Here is a 19,271-nt window from a genome sequence, read left to right on the forward strand (position 1 = left end):
GGCACGTCCGCTCGTGAAGAAACAGATTCTTGTTGGGGTCGATGGGTCCGCGGTCGGCAGTGCTGCCGCGGACTGGGCTGCTGAACGGGCCAGTGACCTTGGTCTTCAGCTCAACCTGGTCCATGCCGTGCCTGAGCCGTGGGCGTTCCCGGAGAAAGCTCTCCACGAGGCCGCGACCGCGCAGGCCAAGGACCTGCTGAAAGGTGAGGCGGCCCGGGTCGCCGCACTCATTCCCTCCTTGGACGTGGTCACGACGCTGAGTTCCGGAGAGCCAGCGGAGACCATGCGCAGGCTTTCCGCCGACGCGGAAATGGTTGTCGTGGGTACCGACAGGCGCCCGGACAACCACGGCGAAGGATTTGGTTCGGTCAGCTTCCAGGTGGCGATCATCAGCCACTGCGCCGTTGCGGTTGTGCCTGCTTCCTCATCGAGTCAATCATCCGGTGTGGTGGTAGGTGTCGATGGCTCCCAGGACTCTGAACTCGCCGTCGAGTGTGCCGCCAGCGAGGCACAGCGAATGGGACAGGCGCTCGTGATCGTCCATGCCGGTGGCGGCCCTGAACCTGCTCCCTCTCCGTCCGGGAGACCGGTGCATGGGGCCGGGCCCGAACGGCCTGGATTCGATGGGCACGCGCTTTTGTCCGCATCGGCCCAGGGTCTGGCCGAGAAGCACCCGGATCTGGCGGTACGCGAGATCCTGGACCTTGAGCGCGCCCCGGCCGAAGCCCTCCTTGACACCAGCACTCATGCACGGCTGCTGGTCATGGGCTGCAAGGGAAGGGGCGGGGCCCGCGTGCTCGTCGGCTCGGTGGCTCAGCGCGTGCTGCTCAACGTCCAGTGCCCGACGCTGATAACGCGTCCCTCCTTGCCGGCGGACGCCCAGCGTGGGCCCGCGCCTGGAAGAGCAGGACGTCTCCGGACCAGACAGGGTGTCAATCAGAACGGTACACCTGCTCTGTAGGCGCCAGGGCGGAAGCAACCGGCATCACTTGTTCTCATCGTGCTGGCCTACCAGCAAGACGGGGCATTGCGAGTGAGCAGCGCATGCCCGGCTCACCGAACCTATGGCTTGGCCCAGGAACCCGCCCTCGCCGTGGCGGCCAACAACGAGGAGCTGGGCATTCCGGGATTCCTCGACAAGGACTTTGGCCGGGGCCCCGAACTTGACTGTGATGCTCAGGTTCTGTGGTCTATCCGCGTCAAAGGCCCGGTCCAGCGCTTGTTCTACCAGTTGCCTCGCGGATTCTTCCAATTCGCTCGTGAATTTGCTGACCCCTTGCTCCATGCGAGAAGAGAAAAAGAGGTCCGGCATGCCGACACACGTGATGGCTTCCAGCGGAATGTCCAGCCGTTCAGTCATCCGCCCTGCCCATTGCAGTGCTGCTGATGAGTATTCGGAGCCGTCTACGCCAACAATGATCCGATTAGACGATGGTTCTGTATTCATTGTTCCACCCTGTCTGGATCGCGGGTCGGCGGGCTAGGGTCGAAGGTCACGGTCCCGTTTTCGGCCTGCGGATGGAGGTGTGGCAGGTGGCAGCGACCGCTCAGGATTCACCGCTGAAGGGTCTCGTCCGGAGTGCCCGCTTGAAGAGTCTCGGCCTTTTCCCAAAGCCCGGAGCGCGTTCAGGATCGTGGCGAGATCCACTAGCTCCTGGAGGAGGGCGCCAGCCACGGCAGGAACGAAGCCGTAGGCCGCCGTGGCCATCAGCCCCACGCTGAGGAGAATGCCGGTCCAGATGCTGGTGCGCGCGATTCGGATGGTGTGCCTGCCGATGTCCACGGCAGTGGCCACCTTGGATAAGTCATCGAGCATGATCACGACGTCGGCCGACTCGCTGGCCGCGGTTGCTCCCTTGGCGCCCATCGCTATCCCGACGTCGGCTGCGGCGAGGACGGGTGCATCGTTGACCCCGTCGCCGACCATCATCACTGGGCGTTCCTTCAGCCCAGCGATGGCGGCAACTTTGTCGGCGGGCAGACAATTTGCCAGGATCTGGGTTATCCCTGCCTCGTCCGCAATATGTACGGCGGTCGAATGGGTGTCGCCGGTCAAGAGCATGGTCTCCCGTACGCCGAGGAGCCGCAGCTGGTCCAATGTGGCCACCGCGTTCTCCCGCAAGGGGTCGCTCATGATCAGCGTTCCGGCGAAACGCCCGTCCACACCGACGTAGATCGCAAGTTGTCCGCTGGCCAGGACTGCCTTTTCGAAGCCGGTCGTGGCCGAGCCAACAAAGGCAGCTTTGCCCACCATCACAGTCTGATCGCCGCAGACAGCCGTGACGCCTTGGGTCGCGTGCTCATTGGCGCTGCTGACGGGAAGCAGAAGCAGACCGCGGGATCGCGCGGCCTCAATCACAGCCGATGCCAGCACATGGGAGGAAGACTGTTCAGCGGACGCCGCGAGTTGGAGTATCTGACCGGCGGATATGCCTTGGGCGGCGGCGGGGGAGGTCAGTATGTCGCGCAGGGTCGGGCGGCCTTGCGTGAGTGTGCCGGTTTTGTCGAAGACCGCCGTCTTGACACGGGCGAGTTGTTCGAGCGTACCGGCGTTTTTGATGATGATCCCCGAACGGGCTGCCCTGCTGGTGCCAGCAAGGAATGCCACAGGTGCGGCGATCAACAGGGGACACGGTGTCGCAACGACCAGCACCTGGGCAAATCGTCCTGGATCCTGACTGGCGTACCAAGCGATTCCGGCCAGCAGGAATGCAAACACGGTGAAGGGCACGGCGTAACGGTCCGCAAGTCTGACGGTGGGTGCGCGGCTCGCCGCAGCCTCTTGGACCAGGGCCACGATCCGGCTGTACTGGGAGTCTGCGGCAATGGCGCTGGCAACGATGCGAACGGCTTCTTCGCCGTTGACGGAACCACTCAGGACGGTGTCGCCTTTGCGGTGTTCAACAGGCAGGCTTTCACCTGTTAGGGAGGATTCGTCGAAAGTCCCGGCTGCGGAGATCAAGAGTCCGTCTACGGGGACGATTTCGGAGGGTTTGACCAAGAGTGCGTCGCCTGTTCGAATCATCCCCACCGGTACCTCTTCCGCAGGCTTGCCCGGGGTCTCACGGTGAGCGGTCCGGGGTGCCCGCTCAAGAAGGGCTTTCAGCTCGCGAGTAGCCCGGCCGTGGGCAAATTCCTCCAGGGCGTCTCCTCCCGTAAGCATAAGCACGATGATGAGGGAGGCAATGTATTCTGCGACCGCGACAGTGCTGACGATGGCCGTTACGGCCAGCAGGTCGATGCCCCACCGTCCGCGAAAGAGATCCCGGAGCATGGACACGGCGCGGTACACGGCCACGGCCAACGCATAGATAGTCGCTGTTGCCTGTGCCGCGGCCGGCTGTCCGAGGCTCAGCAGTACCCCAACGCACGCTCCGGCGAGGAGTGCGGACGCTACGAGCGGAAGACGAAGGATCGTGACCATGGGAGCTGCCGCTCTTGGGTGCCTCCTAGGGAAGGAGCTTCAGGGAGGTATCCCAGTTGAAGTGAAGGTGTTGGGGGTTGACCTGCAGCCCCATGACGACAAGCATGAACGCCTCCAGTTCGCGGGAACGGCGGAGCGGACCGACGTCGATGGGCCGCAGCCCTGACGCGGCGACGACGGCGCTGACCTGTACTTTGGCGTCTTCGGAATCGCCGGCGATGAATACGTCCAGCGGTTCGGATCCGACGGCACCTTTTTCCAACGGGCCGGCGAAGCAGGTGTTGAAAGCCTTGACCAGTTGGGCGTCCTCCGGGAGGAGGGCAGCCGCTTCCTCTGCGGCGGAGGTGCCGTAGGGAACTGTCAACTGATCGAAGTTTGAGGGGTCGACGGTGTTACTGATGTGGACTACGACTTTTCCGGAAAGCTGGGCAGAGTAGGAACTGATGACTTCCTGGGCGGAACCATGGGGCAAGGCCAGGATAACGATGCTGCCAACGGGAGCGTCCCCGTAGCTTGCGGCGGTGGCGCCTGCTCCCAAGAATTCCACAAAGGCCTGGGTCTGGGCGGTGTTGCGGCCGATGATCTGCAAGGACTTGCGGGCCTGGATCATGCGGACGCCGATCGCGCGGGCCATGTGCCCGCTTCCGATGATGGTGATTTCTGACATTTCAGCGGTTCCTTCTGTTTGCCTAGTGGTGGGATTCCCGGCTGAAGATGACCTTCAGCGCGTGTGTTTCAGCTGCCCTTGAGGAGGTGTCGTAGGCATCGATGATCGGTGCCAGCGTGGAGTGCCGGGTCGCGAATTTCCCGGCGACGCCGGCAGCAAGGTCAGTGGAACAGCTCGGATCGGGCATCCCACAAGGGCGTGTTCCAAATATCGGGCCGGGTGGCCGTGAAACGGCGACCCGTGACAGCATTCAGGCTCAGGCGAACGTAATGGGTCTTGCCACCCGGCTGCCATGGATCCAGGTGGAGGGCATCGGCGGCGGCCTTTTCCTGCCGGTCGACGATGAGGTGGGCCGGGCCACGGACCACGACGCTCCAGGCCTTCCCGGAGCCAGCATCGAATCCATCGATTTCCAGCGCGCAGGCGTCACGCATCGAGCCCCAGAATTTCGTGCCCACGCCCGTCCGGAAGACGACGGAGCCGTGGTCCACGACGTAGTTCACGGGGAAGATGTCCGGATGGTTCTCGACAATCACGGCCAGCCTGCCCACGGTTGTTTGGCCAAGCAGTTCAAAGCATTCGTCAGGGCTTAGTCGTTCGATCGCGTCCGTTGATTGAGAGTTCATGCCCCTGACGCTACCGGCGGCTGTCCGCCGTCGTTAGGGGCTTTAGACCTGCCGCGGCCCCCATCATTCGAGGCCGGCGCGGGTGGCGTCGTCCAGGGGACTCCACCACGTCAGGGGAGGGGTGACGGTGAAGCGGCGCCCGGTGACCGATGTCGGGACGACACGGACGAAATTGTCTTTGCGGCCCGCTTGCCACGGGAACAGAAGCAGCCCGACTGTATCGAGGACCTCCTGGGTGAGCTTGATGGCGACAGCCTGCCCTTTCACGACCACGCTCCACGCCGCCCCGGTATCCGGGTTGACGCCGTCGGCCTCCAGCGCCACCGGGGTTTCACCTAGGGCCGAGTGCAGCTTGGTTCCTTCCCCGGTCCTGAAGACGAGGGTTCCGTGATCGACCTTGTAGTTGATCGGAAAGATGTCAGGGTGGTCTTCCACCCAGACGGCCAGGCGTCCCACCGAGACGCCGCGCAAAAGCTCCCAGCACTGAGGGGGTTCCAGGATCTCCGTCTCTGGTGATGATGGTTTGCTCGTCATGCTGCGAGGCTACGCCCGGGCGTAAGCGGCAAACAGGGCATAAAGACCCTCGCCTCACACACGTCTGGGCGAACACGGGACTCGGGAGTAGTCTGGCATCGGATACGCCACCTGCCACGACACGGGTTACCTGCCCTGTGTGGGCGGCACCGCTCGAAAGGCAGTAGATGAACGGCTCCATTCCAGAACCCGAGCGCGCTGATCGCCTTCATGTCACCGGGACCCGCATCGAAGACCTGCTCAGGGACTTTCTGGACAGGGCCGGAGAACTCTTGGATGCCCAAGAACAGATGCGGGGACTCCTCGAAGCGGTTGTCGCGGTCGCCGAAGACTTGAGCCTCGAAGCGGTATTGGACAGGGTGGTGACTTCGGCCTGCCGGCTGCTGCACGCCCGCTACGGCGCGTTGGGTGTCATCGGTGAAAACAAGTCTCTGAGTCATTTCGTCACGGTCGGCATCGACGAGGACCTTGCAAGCCGCATCGGCCCGCTGCCGACCGGACACGGTGTCCTCGGCCTGCTGATCAGCGAACCTGCGCCGCTTCGCCTTCATGATTTGCGCAAGCACCCGAAGTCCTACGGATTCCCTGAAAACCACCCGCCCATGAAGTCTTTCCTCGGTGTCCCGGTGCGGGTCCGTGACGTAGTCTTTGGCAATTTGTACTTGACGGAAAAAGAGGAAGGCGGCGATTTCACTCCGGAAGACGAGGACCTCGCCGTCGCGCTGGCCGCCGCCGCCGGGGTGGCCATCGAGAACGCCCGCCTTTATGAGGACGCCCGCCACCGCGCGTCCTGGCTTGAAGCATGCATGGATGTGACCGGCCGGATGCTCGGCGACGACCGGATAGCGGAGTCGGAAAATGTCGGACTTGACCTGATTGCGGACAGGGCACTGGAAGAATCGGGATCACAGCTGGCCCTGATCCTGGTTCCCGATGGTGGCGTGGATTCGTACGGCGTCGCAGGCGCTGCGGGGGCGCAGAGCGCAAACTTCTCGGGGAACATCCTGCCGATGGATTCCGCCAGCATCAGGGCAGTGGCCGCGACCGGGAGGCCGGCCTGCATGGATGAAGCCGGCGACATACTCGGGCCGGTTGACGGTTTGTCCAAGGGAAAACTCCTGGCGATCGATCTCAGCGCCCAGGGGGCCCACCACGGACTCCTGCTTCTGGTTCGAGCCCCCGGAACGGGACCATTCGCAAAGACGGATGTGGAGATGGGGGCCGTCTTTGGCTCCCACGTTGCGTTGGCTCTGGAGCTTGACCGGATCCACCGGCTCCGTGAACAACTGGTGGTATTCACGGACCGGGACCGCATCGCCCGGGACCTTCACGATGTCGTGATCCAGCGCCTTTTCGCTGCGGGACTGAGCATCCAGAGTCTGCGGCGGTTTACGACGGGTGAACCTGCCTTGACCCGGATCGATGCGGTCACGGCGGAACTGGATGAGACCATCAGGGACCTTCGAAACACGATCTATTCTTTGCGGGCCAGTTCCGGGGAGCAGGAGCTGCTGAGCAGCCGGATACTGCAGGCTGTCCGCACTGCCACCAGGTCCCTGCCGTTCGCCCCGCACCTGACGCTCACCGGGGCGGTCGATTCAGTGCTCGACGACGGGGCCGCCGCCAGCGCGCTGGCGGTCATCTCCGAGGGTCTCAGCAACGCGGTCCGCCACTCCGAAGCCCAAGCCATCCGCGTTTCAGTGTCGGTGGGAGATGGCAGGCTTTCCCTGATGATTAAGGATGACGGGAAAGGCTTCAGCAATCCGGTTCGCGGGAATGGTCTGGCGAACATGGAACAACGGGCCCTGGAGCTGGGCGGTTCCTTTGAGGTGACCAGCGCCGCGACGAAAGGGACCACCCTGCTGTGGTCGGTTCCTGTCCGCTGAGGTTCCTGTCCGCCGATCCGTCAGCGGACCGGTCCCGTTTTTGTCCCCGCTCCGTGGGCAATATAGACGGCCGCCTGGGTGCGACGTTCGAATCCCAACTTCGCCAACATCGAGGAGACGTAATTCTTCACGGTCTTTTCGGCGAGCTGCATTAGTTCCCCGATCTGCCGGTTGGTCAGGCCCTCTCCGACCAGATCCAGGACCCGCCGCTCTTGGGGTGTCAGGGACGCAACCCGGGGGTCAACGTGCTGAGGCTGGGTGAGCCCCTGGATGATTTTCGCCTTCACTGCGTCATCGAACAACGATTCACCGCGAGCGGCCCGGCGGAGTGCACCTATTAGGTCGGTTCCGCCGATTTCCTTGAGGACGTACCCGGCTGCGCCAGCAAGGACCGCTCCGCGGAGCGCCTGTTCATCGTCGTAACTGGTCAGAATCAAGCAATTCAGGGTGGGATCCACGGAGCGCACTTCCCGGCACACTTCAATGCCCGTCCCGTCGGGCAACCGGGCGTCCAGCACCGACACGTCCGGGCGCAAAGCGGGAATGCGCCGGGCCGCTTCCTCCGCGGAACCGGACATGCCCACCACCACAAAGCCTTCGCTTTCCAGCAGTTCCTGCAGTCCCCGGCGGACAAGCTCATGGTCGTCAAGGACATAGACACGGATTGGTTCTTCACCGGAGGAACCGGTGCCGTGTAGCGGTGGTGTGGGGCGTTCCATGATCCTCCTGTCCGGCAGCCTGTGGCCTGGGTCGCACGGGCCCGTCATGGTTGCCCGGCTATGTCATTGTTCACTGCCCGCCAACGGCAAACAAGGGCCAAAGTACCCGGCTGATGCCATGACTTTCGGCCCTATTTGGCGGCACCATTTCTGCCCATTCTTAGAGAAACAGCAGGATCCGGAAAGGAAAGGCCATGGCCAAGGGTACCCGGCAGGAAAAGATCATCGTCGGTGTTGACGGCTCCGATGCCTCCATCGAGGCCCTGCGCCAAGCCCACCGTCTCGCATCGGCGCTGGGAGCAAAGGTCGAGGCCTGGGCCTGCTGGGACTTCCCGGCGGGACACGAGGCCTACGAAATGATGGGGAGGGATGGATTCAGTCACCAAGTATCCGAAATCCTTCATGAAGCCGTGACGAAGGCGTTCGGCCCGGAACCGCCGAAGAACGTCAGGACCAGGCTCGTCCTCGGCGCCGCCCGGCAGTCGCTCATCGACGCCAGCAGGTTCGCCTCATTGTTGGTCGTCGGACGGCGCGGACACGGCGGCTTCAGCGGCCTGCTGCTTGGTTCGGTCAGCGCGGCCTGCGTAGCCCACGCGCATTGCCCCGTTCTCGTTGTCCACGAGCCTGACGCAAACGAGCATTCCGAGTCCCATCCCGGTACTGCCGGGGCGGTCATCCAGAAAGAATCAACCCACTAAGGAGCACGATCTAGATGAAGAAGTGGACCCGATGGCAGGACTGGACGGTTATCGCCGCAGGTGCCTATGCCGCGCGTCCATGACGGGCTGCCTGGAGCGCCTGGATTCCAGGTGCAGGCGCCCTGGTGGTCACGGCTTTGGCCATCAAGCCCAGCACTGAGGAATACCGGCACCACCACGCTATGCGAGCGCCGTAGCCGTGCAACCCGCGGACCGGGCATCCAGCCACCGCCGGTTGCCCGGAATCCGTCCAACTTCCAGGAGACCAGCATGAATGGCAATCAGCCTGACCGCCTACGGTTCTTGGGCGCGACGGACACTGCCACAGGATCCCGCTATCTCCTTGAATCGCGGGACACACGGATCCTGGTAGATTGCGGTCTCTTCCAAGGCTACAAACGCATCCGGGACCGCAACGGGATCCCGTTTCCTGTCGCCCCCGGTTCGATCGACGCGGTGCCCCTCACGCACGCGCATCTGGACCATACAGGGTACGTTCCCGCTCTTGTCCGGGACGGCTTCACCGGGCCGGCCTTCGCGACCCAAGGGAGAACCGAACTCTGCAAGCTGCTGTTACCGGACAGCGGCCACCTCCGGGCGGAGGAAGCCCGTTACGCCGACCACCGGGGCTCCTCGGTGCATGTTCCGGCTCTTCCCGTCTACACGGCGACCGATGCGGTCAGGTCGCTGAACGTCTTCGAGCCCCGGGACTTTGATGCCCCGCTTGATCTCGGAGATGGCATCGGGGCCCCCTTCCTTCCGGCCGGACACATCCTTGGTGCAGCCCAGATCCACGTCAATGTCGATGGACGCTCCATACACTTCACGGAAGACCTGGGCCGTGCCGACGATCCTCTCATGTTCCCGCCCCTGGAACTGGAAGCCGCTGACATCCTTGTCGCTGAATCCACAAACGGTAACCGGACCCACCCGGATCAGGACCCATGATCATTATTTCCGCTAGCGGCATGATCACCGGAGGAAGGATCCTTCACCACCTCGAGGCCTATGGTCCGTATCCGAAAAACGCCCTGATCCTCAGCGGCTACCAAGCCGGAGGAACACGCGGCGCCGACCTGGCCGCAGGAGCGAAGGAAGTCAGAATCTACGGGCAGGATGTCGCGTTACGGGCCGACGTCATACAAATTGAAGGATTCTCCGCACACGTCGACGGCGACGAAATCATTCGCTGGATGCACACAGCTGCCGAGACACCACAAATGACTTACATCACCCTCGGCGAACCCGACGCCTCCGATGCCCTGCGTCGCCGTATCAAGCGGGAACTGGGCTGGAATGCCCGGGTCCCTGAATACCTCGAAGCAGTCCGGCTCGACAACCCGCACTAAAAAAAGCAATTAGCACCCACGCCGGCTTAGGAGGCCGATGATGGCTCTCTCCGAACACGAAAAGAAAACACTGGAACAGATCGCCCGGGAACTGGAGCGCGATGACCCCAAGTTCGCGTCCAAGATGGGATCGATGCCCGGGCCGGCCACGGGGAGGTACCTGGCTTCCGGAATCTTCGCCGCGCTTGTTGGATTCCTTGTGCTGCTGACCGGTCTCGCGGCCCGCGCCCCGGCTTTGGGAATCATCGGATTCACCATCATGGGCACCGGGGCGTATCTGGCAACGAAGCGCCTCGGTTCCCTGCGGATCCGGCGGCATCCGAGTTCTTCCGCGTCCATGGGGCCCGCGGAGATGGGGTAGCAGCGATGAAGGAGATCATTGAAACCGGGGGCCTCAAGAAGCGGTTCGGTCGTGTGAAAGCGCTGGACGGGCTCGATTTGGGTGTCACGCCTGGTGAGATTCATGGATTCCTTGGTCCCAACGGGGGCAGGAAAATCCACGACCATCCGCATCCTCCTGGGGTTGGTCCGCCCTCAGAAAGTAGCTCTGATCGCCGCCCTAGCCACACCGGCCGAGTTGTATGTCCTCGACGAGCCCACCAGCGGCCTGGACCCAATCAAGGAAACGGTCTTCAACCAGGAAATCCGGCGTGTCGTCGAAACCGGAGCAACAGTGCTGTTCTCAAGCCACATCCTGTCCGAAGTGGAGCGGCTCTGCGACCGTGTCACCATCATCCGTGCCGGCAGAACGGTCGAAACGGGCAGCCTGGACCAACTCCGGCACCTGACCCGCGGCGAAGTCGTCTGCACCGCAACAGACTTCTCCTGGAACCAGCTGGCCTACATCGACGGCATCCACGACCTGGCCGTAGTCGGAGGACACGTCAGGTTTACGGCCGAGAGCCGGCATCTGATCTCCGTTCTTCCTGTTCTGGCCTCCATGAACGTCAGGGGCCTGACGATCGCGCCTCCGTCCCTTGAGGAGCTCTTCCTCCGCCATTATGGGGACGAACTTGCGGCCGACGGCGTGCAGATGGCCCCGAAGTGAGCCTCCAGGTTTGTGTGCCCGCGGGACTTCCGGCCCTGACAGTCGACGGCAACGGGACGGAAACTGAACATGCACAGGCCGCGAACTGGCCGAAGACATTCTCAAGGAAGAGCGGACATGCCATAAAAGAACCAATAGTCGTCGGCATCAACGACTCCGGGGCCAATGAGGCTGCCGTGACCTGGGCAATGCACCGGGCCGCGGCACTGAAACTGCCCGTGCAGCTCGTGCACGCCGTGGACGACCGCTGGATGGCCGAATCCTTTGCCTACAACGAGATGGCCAACAAGGCCGCGACAGAGCTTCTGATCAAAGCCAAAGCCCACGCAGCCGGTGTCGAACCGACCGTTGATGTTCGAACCGTATTGATCTCGGGCAGTGCCGGGTACGCCCTCCGCAAAAGATCCAAGAAAGCATCCCTGGTGGTCATCGGCGCCGGGACCCATGTCAGGCCCGGAGGCCGGCTCACCGACCGGGCATTGCAGATCGCTTCCGTAGCGCTCTGCCCCGTGGCTGTCGTCGGAGAAGAGACAGCGAACAACCGCCACGGAGTTATCGTTGGGGTTGATGGTTCGGCGGAATCAACACAAGCGGTAGCCTTCGCCGCCGCCGAGGCAGACCGCGAAGGACAGGAACTGACCGTGCTGCGCGCCTACCCGATACCCGGCACGTGGGTTCAAAATGGGTTGCCCGAGGGCAGCCTCGTCGAGCAATTCATGGAAGAAGAACGGATGGTCCTCGCCGAAACAGTTGCCGGCCTGGCGGAAAAGTACCCCGACCTCGTGGTCCACAAAGTCCTGGCCACCGATCCACCGGCCCAAGCCCTCACCGAAGCCGCATCCAAGGCGAAGCTGCTGGTCCTCGGCAGCCGCGGCGGAGGCGGAATCAAGCGGCTCCTGCTGGGCTCAACCGCCCACGCAGTCCTTGCCCAGTTGGCCTGCCCCACCATCATCACCCGCATACGCCGGGTCAAGAACACCAAATAGAGGGAGGGGTTCCTTCCTGGGGAGGGTCGGTGCGCGATGACTGGTGGCGCAAAAGAGCCCCGATTCATCGCCGGACACCGTCCCTTCGATCGCAGGTCCCTGCTCGCGGACTTGGGTGCCGGCGCCTCGTCGTGTGTGCTGTTGGTCCCGGCCGGGATGGCTTACTCGCTTGCGGCCGGGCTGCCGGCGGTTGCCGGCTTGTACGCTTCCATCACTGCGCTTCTGATCTGCGGCGCACTGGGCCCGTCCAAGGTCCTCATTCTGGGTCCCGACTCCTCCTTGGCGCCCCTTATTGCTGCCGCCGTGTTACCGCTGGCCGCCGAGGAACCACGGCGCGCCGTTTCCCTGGCAGGACTGTTGGCTTTGCTGGTGGGGTAATACTGATCATCGGATTCGTGCCGCGGATGGGGTTTCTGAGCAATTTGCTCTCGAAGCCGATCTGCTCCGGATACCTCGCCGGGATAGCGCTGGTCATCGCCGTGAGCCAGTTTCCAGGCCTGCTGGCATTTCAGCACTCAAGTGCGGCTACTTACTAAGCCCCTGGGCGACAGCCTCGGCCACTTGGCGCGTGTTCCCGTACATTGACTCATAGACCACAAGGGCGCGCATCATGAATCTCCTCTCTCCTGCCGTCGGTGTCGTTCAACTCTTTTCCGGAGCATGGACCACGAGGACCGGGCAGTGGGCGTGGGCAACGCAGGCTGAACTCACCGATCCGAGCAACAGGCCGCCAAAACCTCCGTGGCCACGCCTGCCGAGGACGATCATGTCCGCTTCCCGGCTAGCTTCAATAAGGGATTCCCGTGCGTGACCGCGGACAACGCGGGCGACGACGTTGTCCGGCAATTCCGGACCGAACACCTTCTCCAAGGATTCCTTGAGGACCTGGCCGGCGCCTTCCTCGAAGTCATCGATGCCCATGGCCACGTAGCCGCCATAGACCTGCGGGAACTCCCAATAAGCAACAGCCTCGATTTGCGCCCCCAATGGCGTGGCAAGGTTCTGGGCCTGCCTCAGTGCCTCGATGGAGGCTTCCGATCCATCAACACCAACAACGATCCTTGCTCTGGATCCTTCCCCGCCCATGACTTTCCTCCCGCGATAAAGGTGTTCCGTACTCCGCTAGCGTGACCGGTGGCTGTCCCGGACTGTAGGGCCGAAAGTCACAGTCCGCCCCGTGGCCGGCCGTCGTCGACAACCGGAAGCCCGTTCAAAGGACCTGCACCCCGACGAGGCACGGTCCGGCCGATCGGCCGGACCGTGCGTCTTACTCTCGTGTTATCGGGATCCTGTGAGCGGACGAGGGCTGGACCTTTTCCGGAATCGGAGCCCGCACCTCGAGCACGCCGTCCTTGTATGAAGCGGAGACGTCGTCCCGTTGGACGGTGTCAGGCAGAGGCAGCCTGCGTACAAAGGAGCCGTAACGGAATTCCGATCGGTAGCTGCCCTTGTCCTTATGCTCCTTCTTCTCCTGCCGCTCGGCTCGTATTTCGAGGAACCCTTCGCCAAGGGTGATTTCAACATCTTTCTCCGGATCGATCCCCGGCAGTTCAGCGCGAACGACCAAGGTGGTGCCTTCAACCAATTGTTCGACCCGAATCCCGGATGCCGCCACATCACTTTCGAAGAGCCGTTCGATCATCTCGATGGGTGAGCGACGGGTATCGAACCACCTGATTAAGTCCGTCATGCCTGCCTCCTTGTCTTGGATTCGGTCAGGCCTGAATCGGCCTGACCCTTCCAGAATCCGAATCGCAAGGAGTACATCCCAGAGGCTTTGGTCCTCCGCGTCCGGGCTTTCTGGTTTGTCTCGTTGGGCGGAGGAGCGGGGGTATTCCCTCGACACGGAACATCTCGTCGGCGCGGCCCGCGCAGGCCACCGGAAATAGGCCGCGGCTCAGTGGGGGGCCAAGGCCGCTGGACTGATCAGGAGTCAGGAATTGCGTGGGGGCCACCATCGGGATGGTGGGCTGATCACGAACTTGCGGCCGCTCATTTCCGCTGGCGTGATCCGGACCAGATGATCTTTGGCGCCAGGCTCCCACGGCGAGAGTTCCGTTGCGGCAGGCTCCTGAAGCTCGTCATCTTGCGTGACAATTTCGGCAGGACCCTTGACAATGACGCTCCATGCGATTGTGCCGTAGGTGTTGAAACCATCGGCTTCCAATGCAATCATTTGCCCGGCCATGACTGCATCCAGTTTGGTACCGGGTCCTGTCCGGAAGATCACTGTCCCCTCGTCAGGCACGTAGTTGACTGGGAAGATCTCGGGGGCGTCGCCACTGACGACCGCAACCCTTCCGACGGAGGAGGAACGAAGGTACTTCCAGCACTCATGAACGCTGAGTACTTCGGTGTCCGGTCTCGACTCTGAATTCTCCATAAAGGTGAGCCTACCGAGATGGTCCACACAGAAGTAGAGGAATAAGTCTTAGGTCTCTCACCCGGCGGCAATTTCCTCTGATCCGCAGTTTCAGGCCTTCAGCACGGCAGTCCCGGTAATCCGCTCGGACGCCAAGTCCTGCAGGGCCCGATCTGCTTCAGCCAATGGATACACCGTTGTGGTGGGAGCCAGCGGGATCTCCGCGGCCAGCGACCAGAACTCTTCGCCGTCCGCCCGGGTATAGGCGGTAACACTACGGAACTGCCGCTCATAGAAGAGATCGGCGGCGTAGCGCCACTTCACGGGCCGACTCCGAACGGGTCATCACGTAGACCTGCGCGCCTTGGTGGCGCGCCATCTGCGCTGTGAGATGGGCAGATCCTCCGAAACCGTAGATGCCCAGCCGGCCGCCCGGTGGAACGGCGGCGCGTTTGAGCGCCCGGTACCCGATGATGCCGAAGCACAATAGAGAGGCCGCCTGCTCATCCGAAAACTGAGGCTATGGCATACGCGAAATCCTCAGACACCGTGAGATGTTCGGCATAGCCGCCGTCCCTGTCCCATCCGGTGAAGGCAGGGGAGAGGCAAAGATCCTCGTCGCCACGGCCCTACCTGTCAGGCTGGAACGGTACCAGGGGCTCGTAGCAAGTCCGTTTGATCGCGTGGGGCGAGAACCAGGAATCTAGTAATCATGTCCAGTCCAGCTTTGAGTGCAGTACGCCAAGATAGTGCTGTGAGTAGTAGCAGTGGTAGTTCCGGGCCGCGGGCTGGTGGACCACGGCCTCGTCGGTCGTTCACCCCCGTCCAGAAGCTCGAGTTTTTGACCGCGTACGAGAAGGCGTGTGAGAACAGTGAGGGCGGTGCTTTCCTGCGACGGGAGGGTCTGTATTCCTCGCAGATGACCGAGTGGCGCCGGCTGCGTGACGCCGGGGTCCTGGCCGGGAAGAAGGCCGGGGAAACGATCGGGAAACTCTCGGCGGACCAGGCCGAGAACGCGCGTTTGCGCCGCCAGCTAGAGGTGAGTGAGAGCCGGTTGCAGAAGACCGAGGCAGCCCTGGAACTGATGGGAAAACTACAGGCGTTCTTAGAGAGCGCCTCAGGGGATATGCCGGACGGGCCCCGGTCCAAGAAACGCTGATGGCCACGTACCGGTCGATGCTTGAACTGAAGATCCCCACGCGCCGTGCAGCATCATTGACCGGCGTTTCCAGGACGACCGCGAACCGGAAACCGGCCCCGCCGCGGGACCAGCTGCCGGTCGTGCCGCAGAACAAACTCAGCACCGCCGAAAGGGCCGGGATCCTCGCGGCGCTGAACTCGCCGGAGTTCGTGGATCTGGCGCCCATGCAGGTCTATACGAAGCTGTTGGATGACGGGATCTATCTGGGGTCGCTGTCGACTTTTTACCGGGTGCTGGAGGAGAACAAGCAGGTCAAGGAACGCCGCCGGCTGGCCAAGCATCCGCCCCGGGCGGTTCCTGAACTGGTCGCCGCGGCCCCGGGCCAGGTGTTCACTTGGGATATCACCAAACTTGCCGGCCCGGTCAAGGGCAAGTATTTCGACTGCTACATGATGGTCGATATCCATTCCAGGTTCATCGTCGGCGCGCACGTCCACGCCACCGAATCCGGAGTCCTGGCGGTGGAAATGATGAAGGGAATCTTTGGGATCCATGGCATCCCCCAGGTTGTGCACGCGGACCGGGGAACGTCCATGACGTCCAAAACGGTGGCCGCGCTGCTCTCGGACCTGGAGGTCACCAGGTCCCACTCCAGGCCCCGGGTGTCCAATGACAATCCCTACAGCGAGGCGCTGTTCAAGACCCTGAAATACGGTCCGGAATTCCCCGAACGCTTCGCCTCAGTCCACGACGCCGGGGCGTTTATCAGCGGCTTCGTGGACTGGTACAACCATCACCACCAGCACTCCGGAATCGGGTTCCACACCCCCGCGAACGTCCACTACGGTCACGCCGCGAGCGTGGCCGCAGAGCGCTCAGCAACGCTCGCTGCAGCCCGAGCGAAACACCCCGAACGCTTCACCACAACCACCGACCCCAAAATCCTCGCGCTCCCAGGACCCGCGTGGATCAACCAGCCCCAGGAAATCACAGAACCATCAGCCGCCTAACTCCCTTTGGTACCGCTCAGCTTGAAAAATTCCGCGGCGGCAATACGCGCAGCTCCCGCAGGTTCCCCCTAGCCAGGCCACTCCGACCCTGTCACCGCGCCGGAACCTCACACACCGTTCGCCCGCGCTGGACTTTGTTCGCGGGGCACCTTATCGATCATCGATCGCGAAAGTTTCGCAGCCCGCCCCCATGTCTGTGCTCTAGAGCCGAAGGTCTTCCTTGCCTGGGATGAGCGCTGGAGCTCGAGGTTCAAGCCAGCTGTCCCAACGGCCGCAATCAGATGAAATTGCCCCCCACCGTCCATGCGCGTGTTTCAAGGCGGCGGTGCGGCTTGATAGATCGCATTGCTTGCTCCATTGCTCCATTGCTGCGTTTGGCCCCAGCTGACCCTGAGGTTCCGGATGCGGGTGCCAGGGGCGGCTGTCCGGTGACGGGAAGATGCTGGAACTTACTCCGGACGGCCGCCCCGTGGGTTTTGAGTGGCGCTGACACGTTGCCTGCCAGCGAACTCTGCCTAGCGTCTAGGCGCCGTGCGGTCAGCTCGTGAAGCCAGTTCTCTATGTTCAGCGATGCCAACTAGCCAGACCCAACAGTCAACCAGCCCGGGCTCCATCAATATGGACGCAGAGTTTTGAATCTTCTATGCCAGATTGGTCTTCGGGTGTGTTCTCTGACAAAGAAGACCCGTCCCTCAAAACCGGGTCTGTTCGTGGCAATTGTCGCCAATTATGCGCCGGTCTCACAGGCTGGCTGCGAGCCGCGACTCGTCCCTCACCAGATTGAGGTCAAGCTGGCCGGTTTGTCTGCTCGTACATGCGTACGAGCCGGCCAGCTTCCTTGTGCCCAGTCGAAGAGCCCTAAGAATCACGTCTGACTGTTGTTCTCGTCCGTTGTGACCTTGTGTGGCTCACTCGCTTCTAAGAATTCCTCCCGTATGAAGGTGTTGTCGATCAGGCGCCTTGGAGCACTCCACCTTCCGTGAGGTGGCTGTTCAGGGGCGCGGGCCAGCCGGGATCGTCCGTGTCGGCCCCCGGCCATGGATGTGCGGCCGTGAATGAGTGCCAGTCCGGGAGGGGATCCGGGGGCAGTTCCGGTTCGGGATGTGCGGGCGGGTCTTGGTCCGGGCGTGGGTCCGTGATCGGTAGGTGGTGTGGCCAGCGGGGTGGTTCCCAGTCCTGGTGTTCGCTGGGGTAGTGCCGTTGTGACGGTGAGGTCCACCCCGGTGGGTGGTCCTTGCTGGCCGCGGTGGGCTTCCATCCGGTCCGGTGTTTGAGTCGGTGGTGTTTGGGACAGGGTTGGCCCAGGTTGGAGATGCCGGTGGTGCCTCCGTGGGCCCAGGCCAGGAGGTGGTCCGCTTCGTTGTCCAGGGAGTGGTTGTTGCAGCCGGGGAAGGGACATTTTCCGTCGCGGAGCCGGAGCCATTGGCGCTGGGCCTTCGTGAGACGGTAGCTGGTGCGTCCGATTTCCAGCGGGGCGCCGTCGCGGGGGTCGGTCAGGACGCGGTGGAAGGAGTCGGCGCCGTCGGTGATCAGGCGGCGGGCCATGGACGGCGGGATCGGCCCGTACCCGTCCAGCATGGCCGGTTCGTCCGTGGCGCCCAGGAGGGACAGGACCGGGACGGTGACCAGGACCTGCGCCCTCGGGGACGGGACACGACCCGCCCCGCCCGCTCCCGTGCCGCCGTCGACCGTGCCGCCGTCGACCGTGCCGCCGTCGGGCATTCCGCCGGTGACCGTCCCGCCGGTGTTGTTGGTGAGGAGCCAGGTGGCGGTGATGTCGGCGCGGAGCTGGGCGAGTGTCCGGGCCTCGTGGGGGCCTTGGAGGGCGCGGGCGGCGGCGGTGGTCCGTTCCCAAATCCCGGCAGCGGTGTCTGCGGGAAGGTGGGCGGAGATCCATGCCATGCCGTCACGATCCGGGGCGTACTCGACCCGCCGGTCCCCGGCTCGTGTGGCGTGGCGTTCTTCGATGCCGACGCAGTGGTGGCGTTCCCGCCAGGCGCGTGCCTTGGCCCGGAACCGGGAAGGGACGAGGTCCCCGGCCGGGCACCCTCGGGCAGGGTTCGGCGCGTCGGGGTCCAGGAAGTGCGCTTCCAGCGCGGCCGCTCCGGCCGGATCCAGGCCGTCGGTTTCTTCGACCATGATCCGGGCGTGCTGCCAGGAGATCGTCCCGGACTGAAGGGCTGCCAGTGTCAGCGGCAGCGCCGTGGTCAGTGCCTGGCATTCGGACAGGAGTGCCCCGGCGGTTCGTTCGCTGACGGTCAGGACACAGGCGACCTCGGCGACCAGGGCAAGCTCCTGGGCGGTGCGTTCCTGCGGTGATGCCGCCGGTGACGCCAGGAGCCTGGCTGCGTGAACATAGTCCGCGGCGAGCGTCGCCTTCAGCGCGGCGGTCCGGGCTTCCAGCCGGGCCACTTCGGCGAGGCCGTCCAGGCAATCATCCGCCAGGCGACGGAGCGGATCGGTGTCCCGTGGTGGATCGGCGTCTGGCGGGGAATCGAGGCCGGGCGTCTCGGCACGCACTGCGCCGGCGCCGCTGAAGGCAGCGAGCACAGCAACGGACGCGGCGACGGCCTCCATGGCCGCGCTGCTGTCCGCGCCCCAAGCTGTCCCTCCATCCATACCCACAGCATCCCAGGAGGCACCGACAATTTAGCGCCGCCGCTTGGGCTGGTACGCGACACCGAGCAGGCACCGACTGGCGCCGAGGAGACCGGCGCCCCGAGGAGTGTTTGGGCAGTCCCGCGCTCCTCCGTCGGTGACGGTTGCCGGTGGATGTGCTTGGCTTGGAAGAACTGCCCTGCCGGGCGAAACTAGGAGCCGG

The 19,271-nt window shown here is 63.4% G+C and carries 20 protein-coding genes and 2 pseudogenes; 10 read left to right on the top strand and 12 right to left on the bottom strand.

What is annotated here, in order from left to right; translation table 11 throughout:
- The first annotated feature begins 13 nt into the window (after positions 1 to 13).
- The gene (locus AC3ANQ_RS10400) at positions 14 to 961 is read left to right on the top strand and encodes a universal stress protein (protein WP_488304983.1); all 948 of its coding nucleotides are present in this window, start codon (positions 14 to 16) and stop codon (positions 959 to 961) included.
- A gap of 24 nt (positions 962 to 985) precedes the next feature.
- Here the strand turns inward: AC3ANQ_RS10400 and AC3ANQ_RS10405 are convergent, their stop codons facing one another.
- The 6 genes from AC3ANQ_RS10405 to AC3ANQ_RS10430 all read right to left on the bottom strand — a co-directional run bounded on the left by AC3ANQ_RS10405 (position 986) and on the right by AC3ANQ_RS10430 (position 5,251).
- Positions 986 to 1,447, bottom strand: coding sequence for a universal stress protein (locus AC3ANQ_RS10405; protein WP_488304984.1), 462 nt, complete (start codon positions 1,445 to 1,447; stop codon positions 986 to 988).
- 33 nt (positions 1,448 to 1,480) lie between these two features.
- The gene (locus tag AC3ANQ_RS10410; protein WP_488304985.1) at positions 1,481 to 3,424 is read right to left on the bottom strand and encodes a heavy metal translocating P-type ATPase; all 1,944 of its coding nucleotides are present in this window, start codon (positions 3,422 to 3,424) and stop codon (positions 1,481 to 1,483) included.
- Positions 3,425 to 3,449: 25 nt separating this feature from the next.
- The gene (locus AC3ANQ_RS10415) at positions 3,450 to 4,091 is read right to left on the bottom strand and encodes an NADPH-dependent F420 reductase (RefSeq protein WP_488304986.1); all 642 of its coding nucleotides are present in this window, start codon (positions 4,089 to 4,091) and stop codon (positions 3,450 to 3,452) included.
- Between the two features lie 22 nt (positions 4,092 to 4,113).
- A complete protein-coding gene (locus AC3ANQ_RS10420) occupies positions 4,114 to 4,278 on the bottom strand; it encodes a hypothetical protein (RefSeq protein WP_488304987.1) in 165 nt (54 codons plus the stop codon).
- A complete protein-coding gene (locus AC3ANQ_RS10425) occupies positions 4,253 to 4,717 on the bottom strand; it encodes a pyridoxamine 5'-phosphate oxidase family protein (RefSeq protein ID WP_488304988.1) in 465 nt (154 codons plus the stop codon). The genes AC3ANQ_RS10420 and AC3ANQ_RS10425 overlap by 26 nt, the downstream gene beginning before the upstream one ends.
- A gap of 63 nt (positions 4,718 to 4,780) precedes the next feature.
- Positions 4,781 to 5,251 carry a pyridoxamine 5'-phosphate oxidase family protein gene (locus AC3ANQ_RS10430; protein WP_488304989.1) on the bottom strand — a complete coding sequence of 157 codons (471 nt, stop codon included), beginning with the start codon at positions 5,249 to 5,251 and terminating at the stop codon, positions 4,781 to 4,783.
- A 167-nt stretch (positions 5,252 to 5,418) separates the two neighbouring features.
- Between AC3ANQ_RS10430 and AC3ANQ_RS10435 the strand changes: the two genes are divergently transcribed.
- Complete coding sequence (locus tag AC3ANQ_RS10435; protein WP_488304990.1) at positions 5,419 to 7,137, top strand: sensor histidine kinase; 1,719 nt, start codon at positions 5,419 to 5,421, stop codon at positions 7,135 to 7,137.
- A gap of 20 nt (positions 7,138 to 7,157) precedes the next feature.
- Here AC3ANQ_RS10435 and AC3ANQ_RS10440 read toward each other — a convergent pair whose 3' ends face one another.
- Positions 7,158 to 7,856, bottom strand: a complete 699-nt coding sequence (locus AC3ANQ_RS10440; RefSeq protein WP_488304991.1) for a response regulator — start codon at positions 7,854 to 7,856, stop codon at positions 7,158 to 7,160.
- A gap of 194 nt (positions 7,857 to 8,050) precedes the next feature.
- Between AC3ANQ_RS10440 and AC3ANQ_RS10445 the strand changes: the two genes are divergently transcribed.
- The 7 genes and pseudogenes from AC3ANQ_RS10445 to AC3ANQ_RS10475 all read left to right on the top strand — a co-directional run bounded on the left by AC3ANQ_RS10445 (position 8,051) and on the right by AC3ANQ_RS10475 (position 12,473).
- Positions 8,051 to 8,554 (top strand): universal stress protein, encoded by a 504-nt coding sequence (locus AC3ANQ_RS10445; RefSeq protein ID WP_488304992.1) that lies wholly within the window; start codon positions 8,051 to 8,053, stop codon positions 8,552 to 8,554.
- A 270-nt stretch (positions 8,555 to 8,824) separates the two neighbouring features.
- Positions 8,825 to 9,502, top strand: a complete 678-nt coding sequence (locus tag AC3ANQ_RS10450; RefSeq protein WP_488304993.1) for an MBL fold metallo-hydrolase — start codon at positions 8,825 to 8,827, stop codon at positions 9,500 to 9,502.
- Positions 9,499 to 9,903, top strand: a complete 405-nt coding sequence (locus AC3ANQ_RS10455) for an MBL fold metallo-hydrolase RNA specificity domain-containing protein (RefSeq protein ID WP_488304994.1) — start codon at positions 9,499 to 9,501, stop codon at positions 9,901 to 9,903. Before AC3ANQ_RS10450 ends, AC3ANQ_RS10455 begins: the two co-directional genes overlap by 4 nt.
- Before the next feature lie 37 nt (positions 9,904 to 9,940).
- Complete coding sequence (locus AC3ANQ_RS10460) at positions 9,941 to 10,264, top strand: DUF3040 domain-containing protein (RefSeq protein WP_488304995.1); 324 nt, start codon at positions 9,941 to 9,943, stop codon at positions 10,262 to 10,264.
- 5 nt (positions 10,265 to 10,269) lie between these two features.
- Positions 10,270 to 10,951 (top strand): annotated as a pseudogene (locus AC3ANQ_RS10465) (ATP-binding cassette domain-containing protein).
- Positions 10,948 to 11,937 (top strand): universal stress protein, encoded by a 990-nt coding sequence (locus AC3ANQ_RS10470; RefSeq protein ID WP_488304996.1) that lies wholly within the window; start codon positions 10,948 to 10,950, stop codon positions 11,935 to 11,937. Before AC3ANQ_RS10465 ends, AC3ANQ_RS10470 begins: the two are co-directional and overlap by 4 nt.
- A gap of 156 nt (positions 11,938 to 12,093) precedes the next feature.
- Positions 12,094 to 12,473 (top strand): annotated as a pseudogene (locus AC3ANQ_RS10475) (SulP family inorganic anion transporter).
- Between the two features lie 106 nt (positions 12,474 to 12,579).
- Here the strand turns inward: AC3ANQ_RS10475 and AC3ANQ_RS10480 are convergent.
- The 4 genes from AC3ANQ_RS10480 to AC3ANQ_RS10495 all read right to left on the bottom strand — a co-directional run bounded on the left by AC3ANQ_RS10480 (position 12,580) and on the right by AC3ANQ_RS10495 (position 14,623).
- Complete coding sequence (locus AC3ANQ_RS10480; RefSeq protein ID WP_488304997.1) at positions 12,580 to 13,023, bottom strand: universal stress protein; 444 nt, start codon at positions 13,021 to 13,023, stop codon at positions 12,580 to 12,582.
- A 181-nt stretch (positions 13,024 to 13,204) separates the two neighbouring features.
- Positions 13,205 to 13,627, bottom strand: coding sequence for an Hsp20/alpha crystallin family protein (locus AC3ANQ_RS10485; protein WP_488304998.1), 423 nt, complete (start codon positions 13,625 to 13,627; stop codon positions 13,205 to 13,207).
- 243 nt (positions 13,628 to 13,870) lie between these two features.
- Positions 13,871 to 14,320 carry a pyridoxamine 5'-phosphate oxidase family protein gene (locus tag AC3ANQ_RS10490; RefSeq protein WP_488304999.1) on the bottom strand — a complete coding sequence of 150 codons (450 nt, stop codon included), beginning with the start codon at positions 14,318 to 14,320 and terminating at the stop codon, positions 13,871 to 13,873.
- A 90-nt stretch (positions 14,321 to 14,410) separates the two neighbouring features.
- Entirely contained in the window at positions 14,411 to 14,623 is a 213-nt protein-coding gene (locus AC3ANQ_RS10495; RefSeq protein WP_488305000.1) for a hypothetical protein, read from the bottom strand.
- Between the two features lie 388 nt (positions 14,624 to 15,011).
- Between AC3ANQ_RS10495 and AC3ANQ_RS10500 the strand changes: the two genes are divergently transcribed.
- Positions 15,012 to 16,450 (top strand): IS3 family transposase gene (locus AC3ANQ_RS10500; protein WP_488301593.1). Its coding sequence is split into 2 segments (ribosomal slippage): positions 15,012 to 15,393 and positions 15,393 to 16,450, totalling 1,440 coding nucleotides; the frame shifts between segments, so codons are not numbered across the junction.
- A 951-nt stretch (positions 16,451 to 17,401) separates the two neighbouring features.
- On the opposite strand, the gene AC3ANQ_RS10505 is transcribed toward AC3ANQ_RS10500, so the two are convergent.
- Positions 17,402 to 19,069, bottom strand: coding sequence for an HNH endonuclease signature motif containing protein (locus tag AC3ANQ_RS10505; RefSeq protein WP_488305001.1), 1,668 nt, complete (start codon positions 19,067 to 19,069; stop codon positions 17,402 to 17,404).
- Positions 19,070 to 19,271: the final 202 nt, after the last annotated feature.

This window comes from Arthrobacter sp. DMZ02-1R (genome assembly GCF_057747935.1).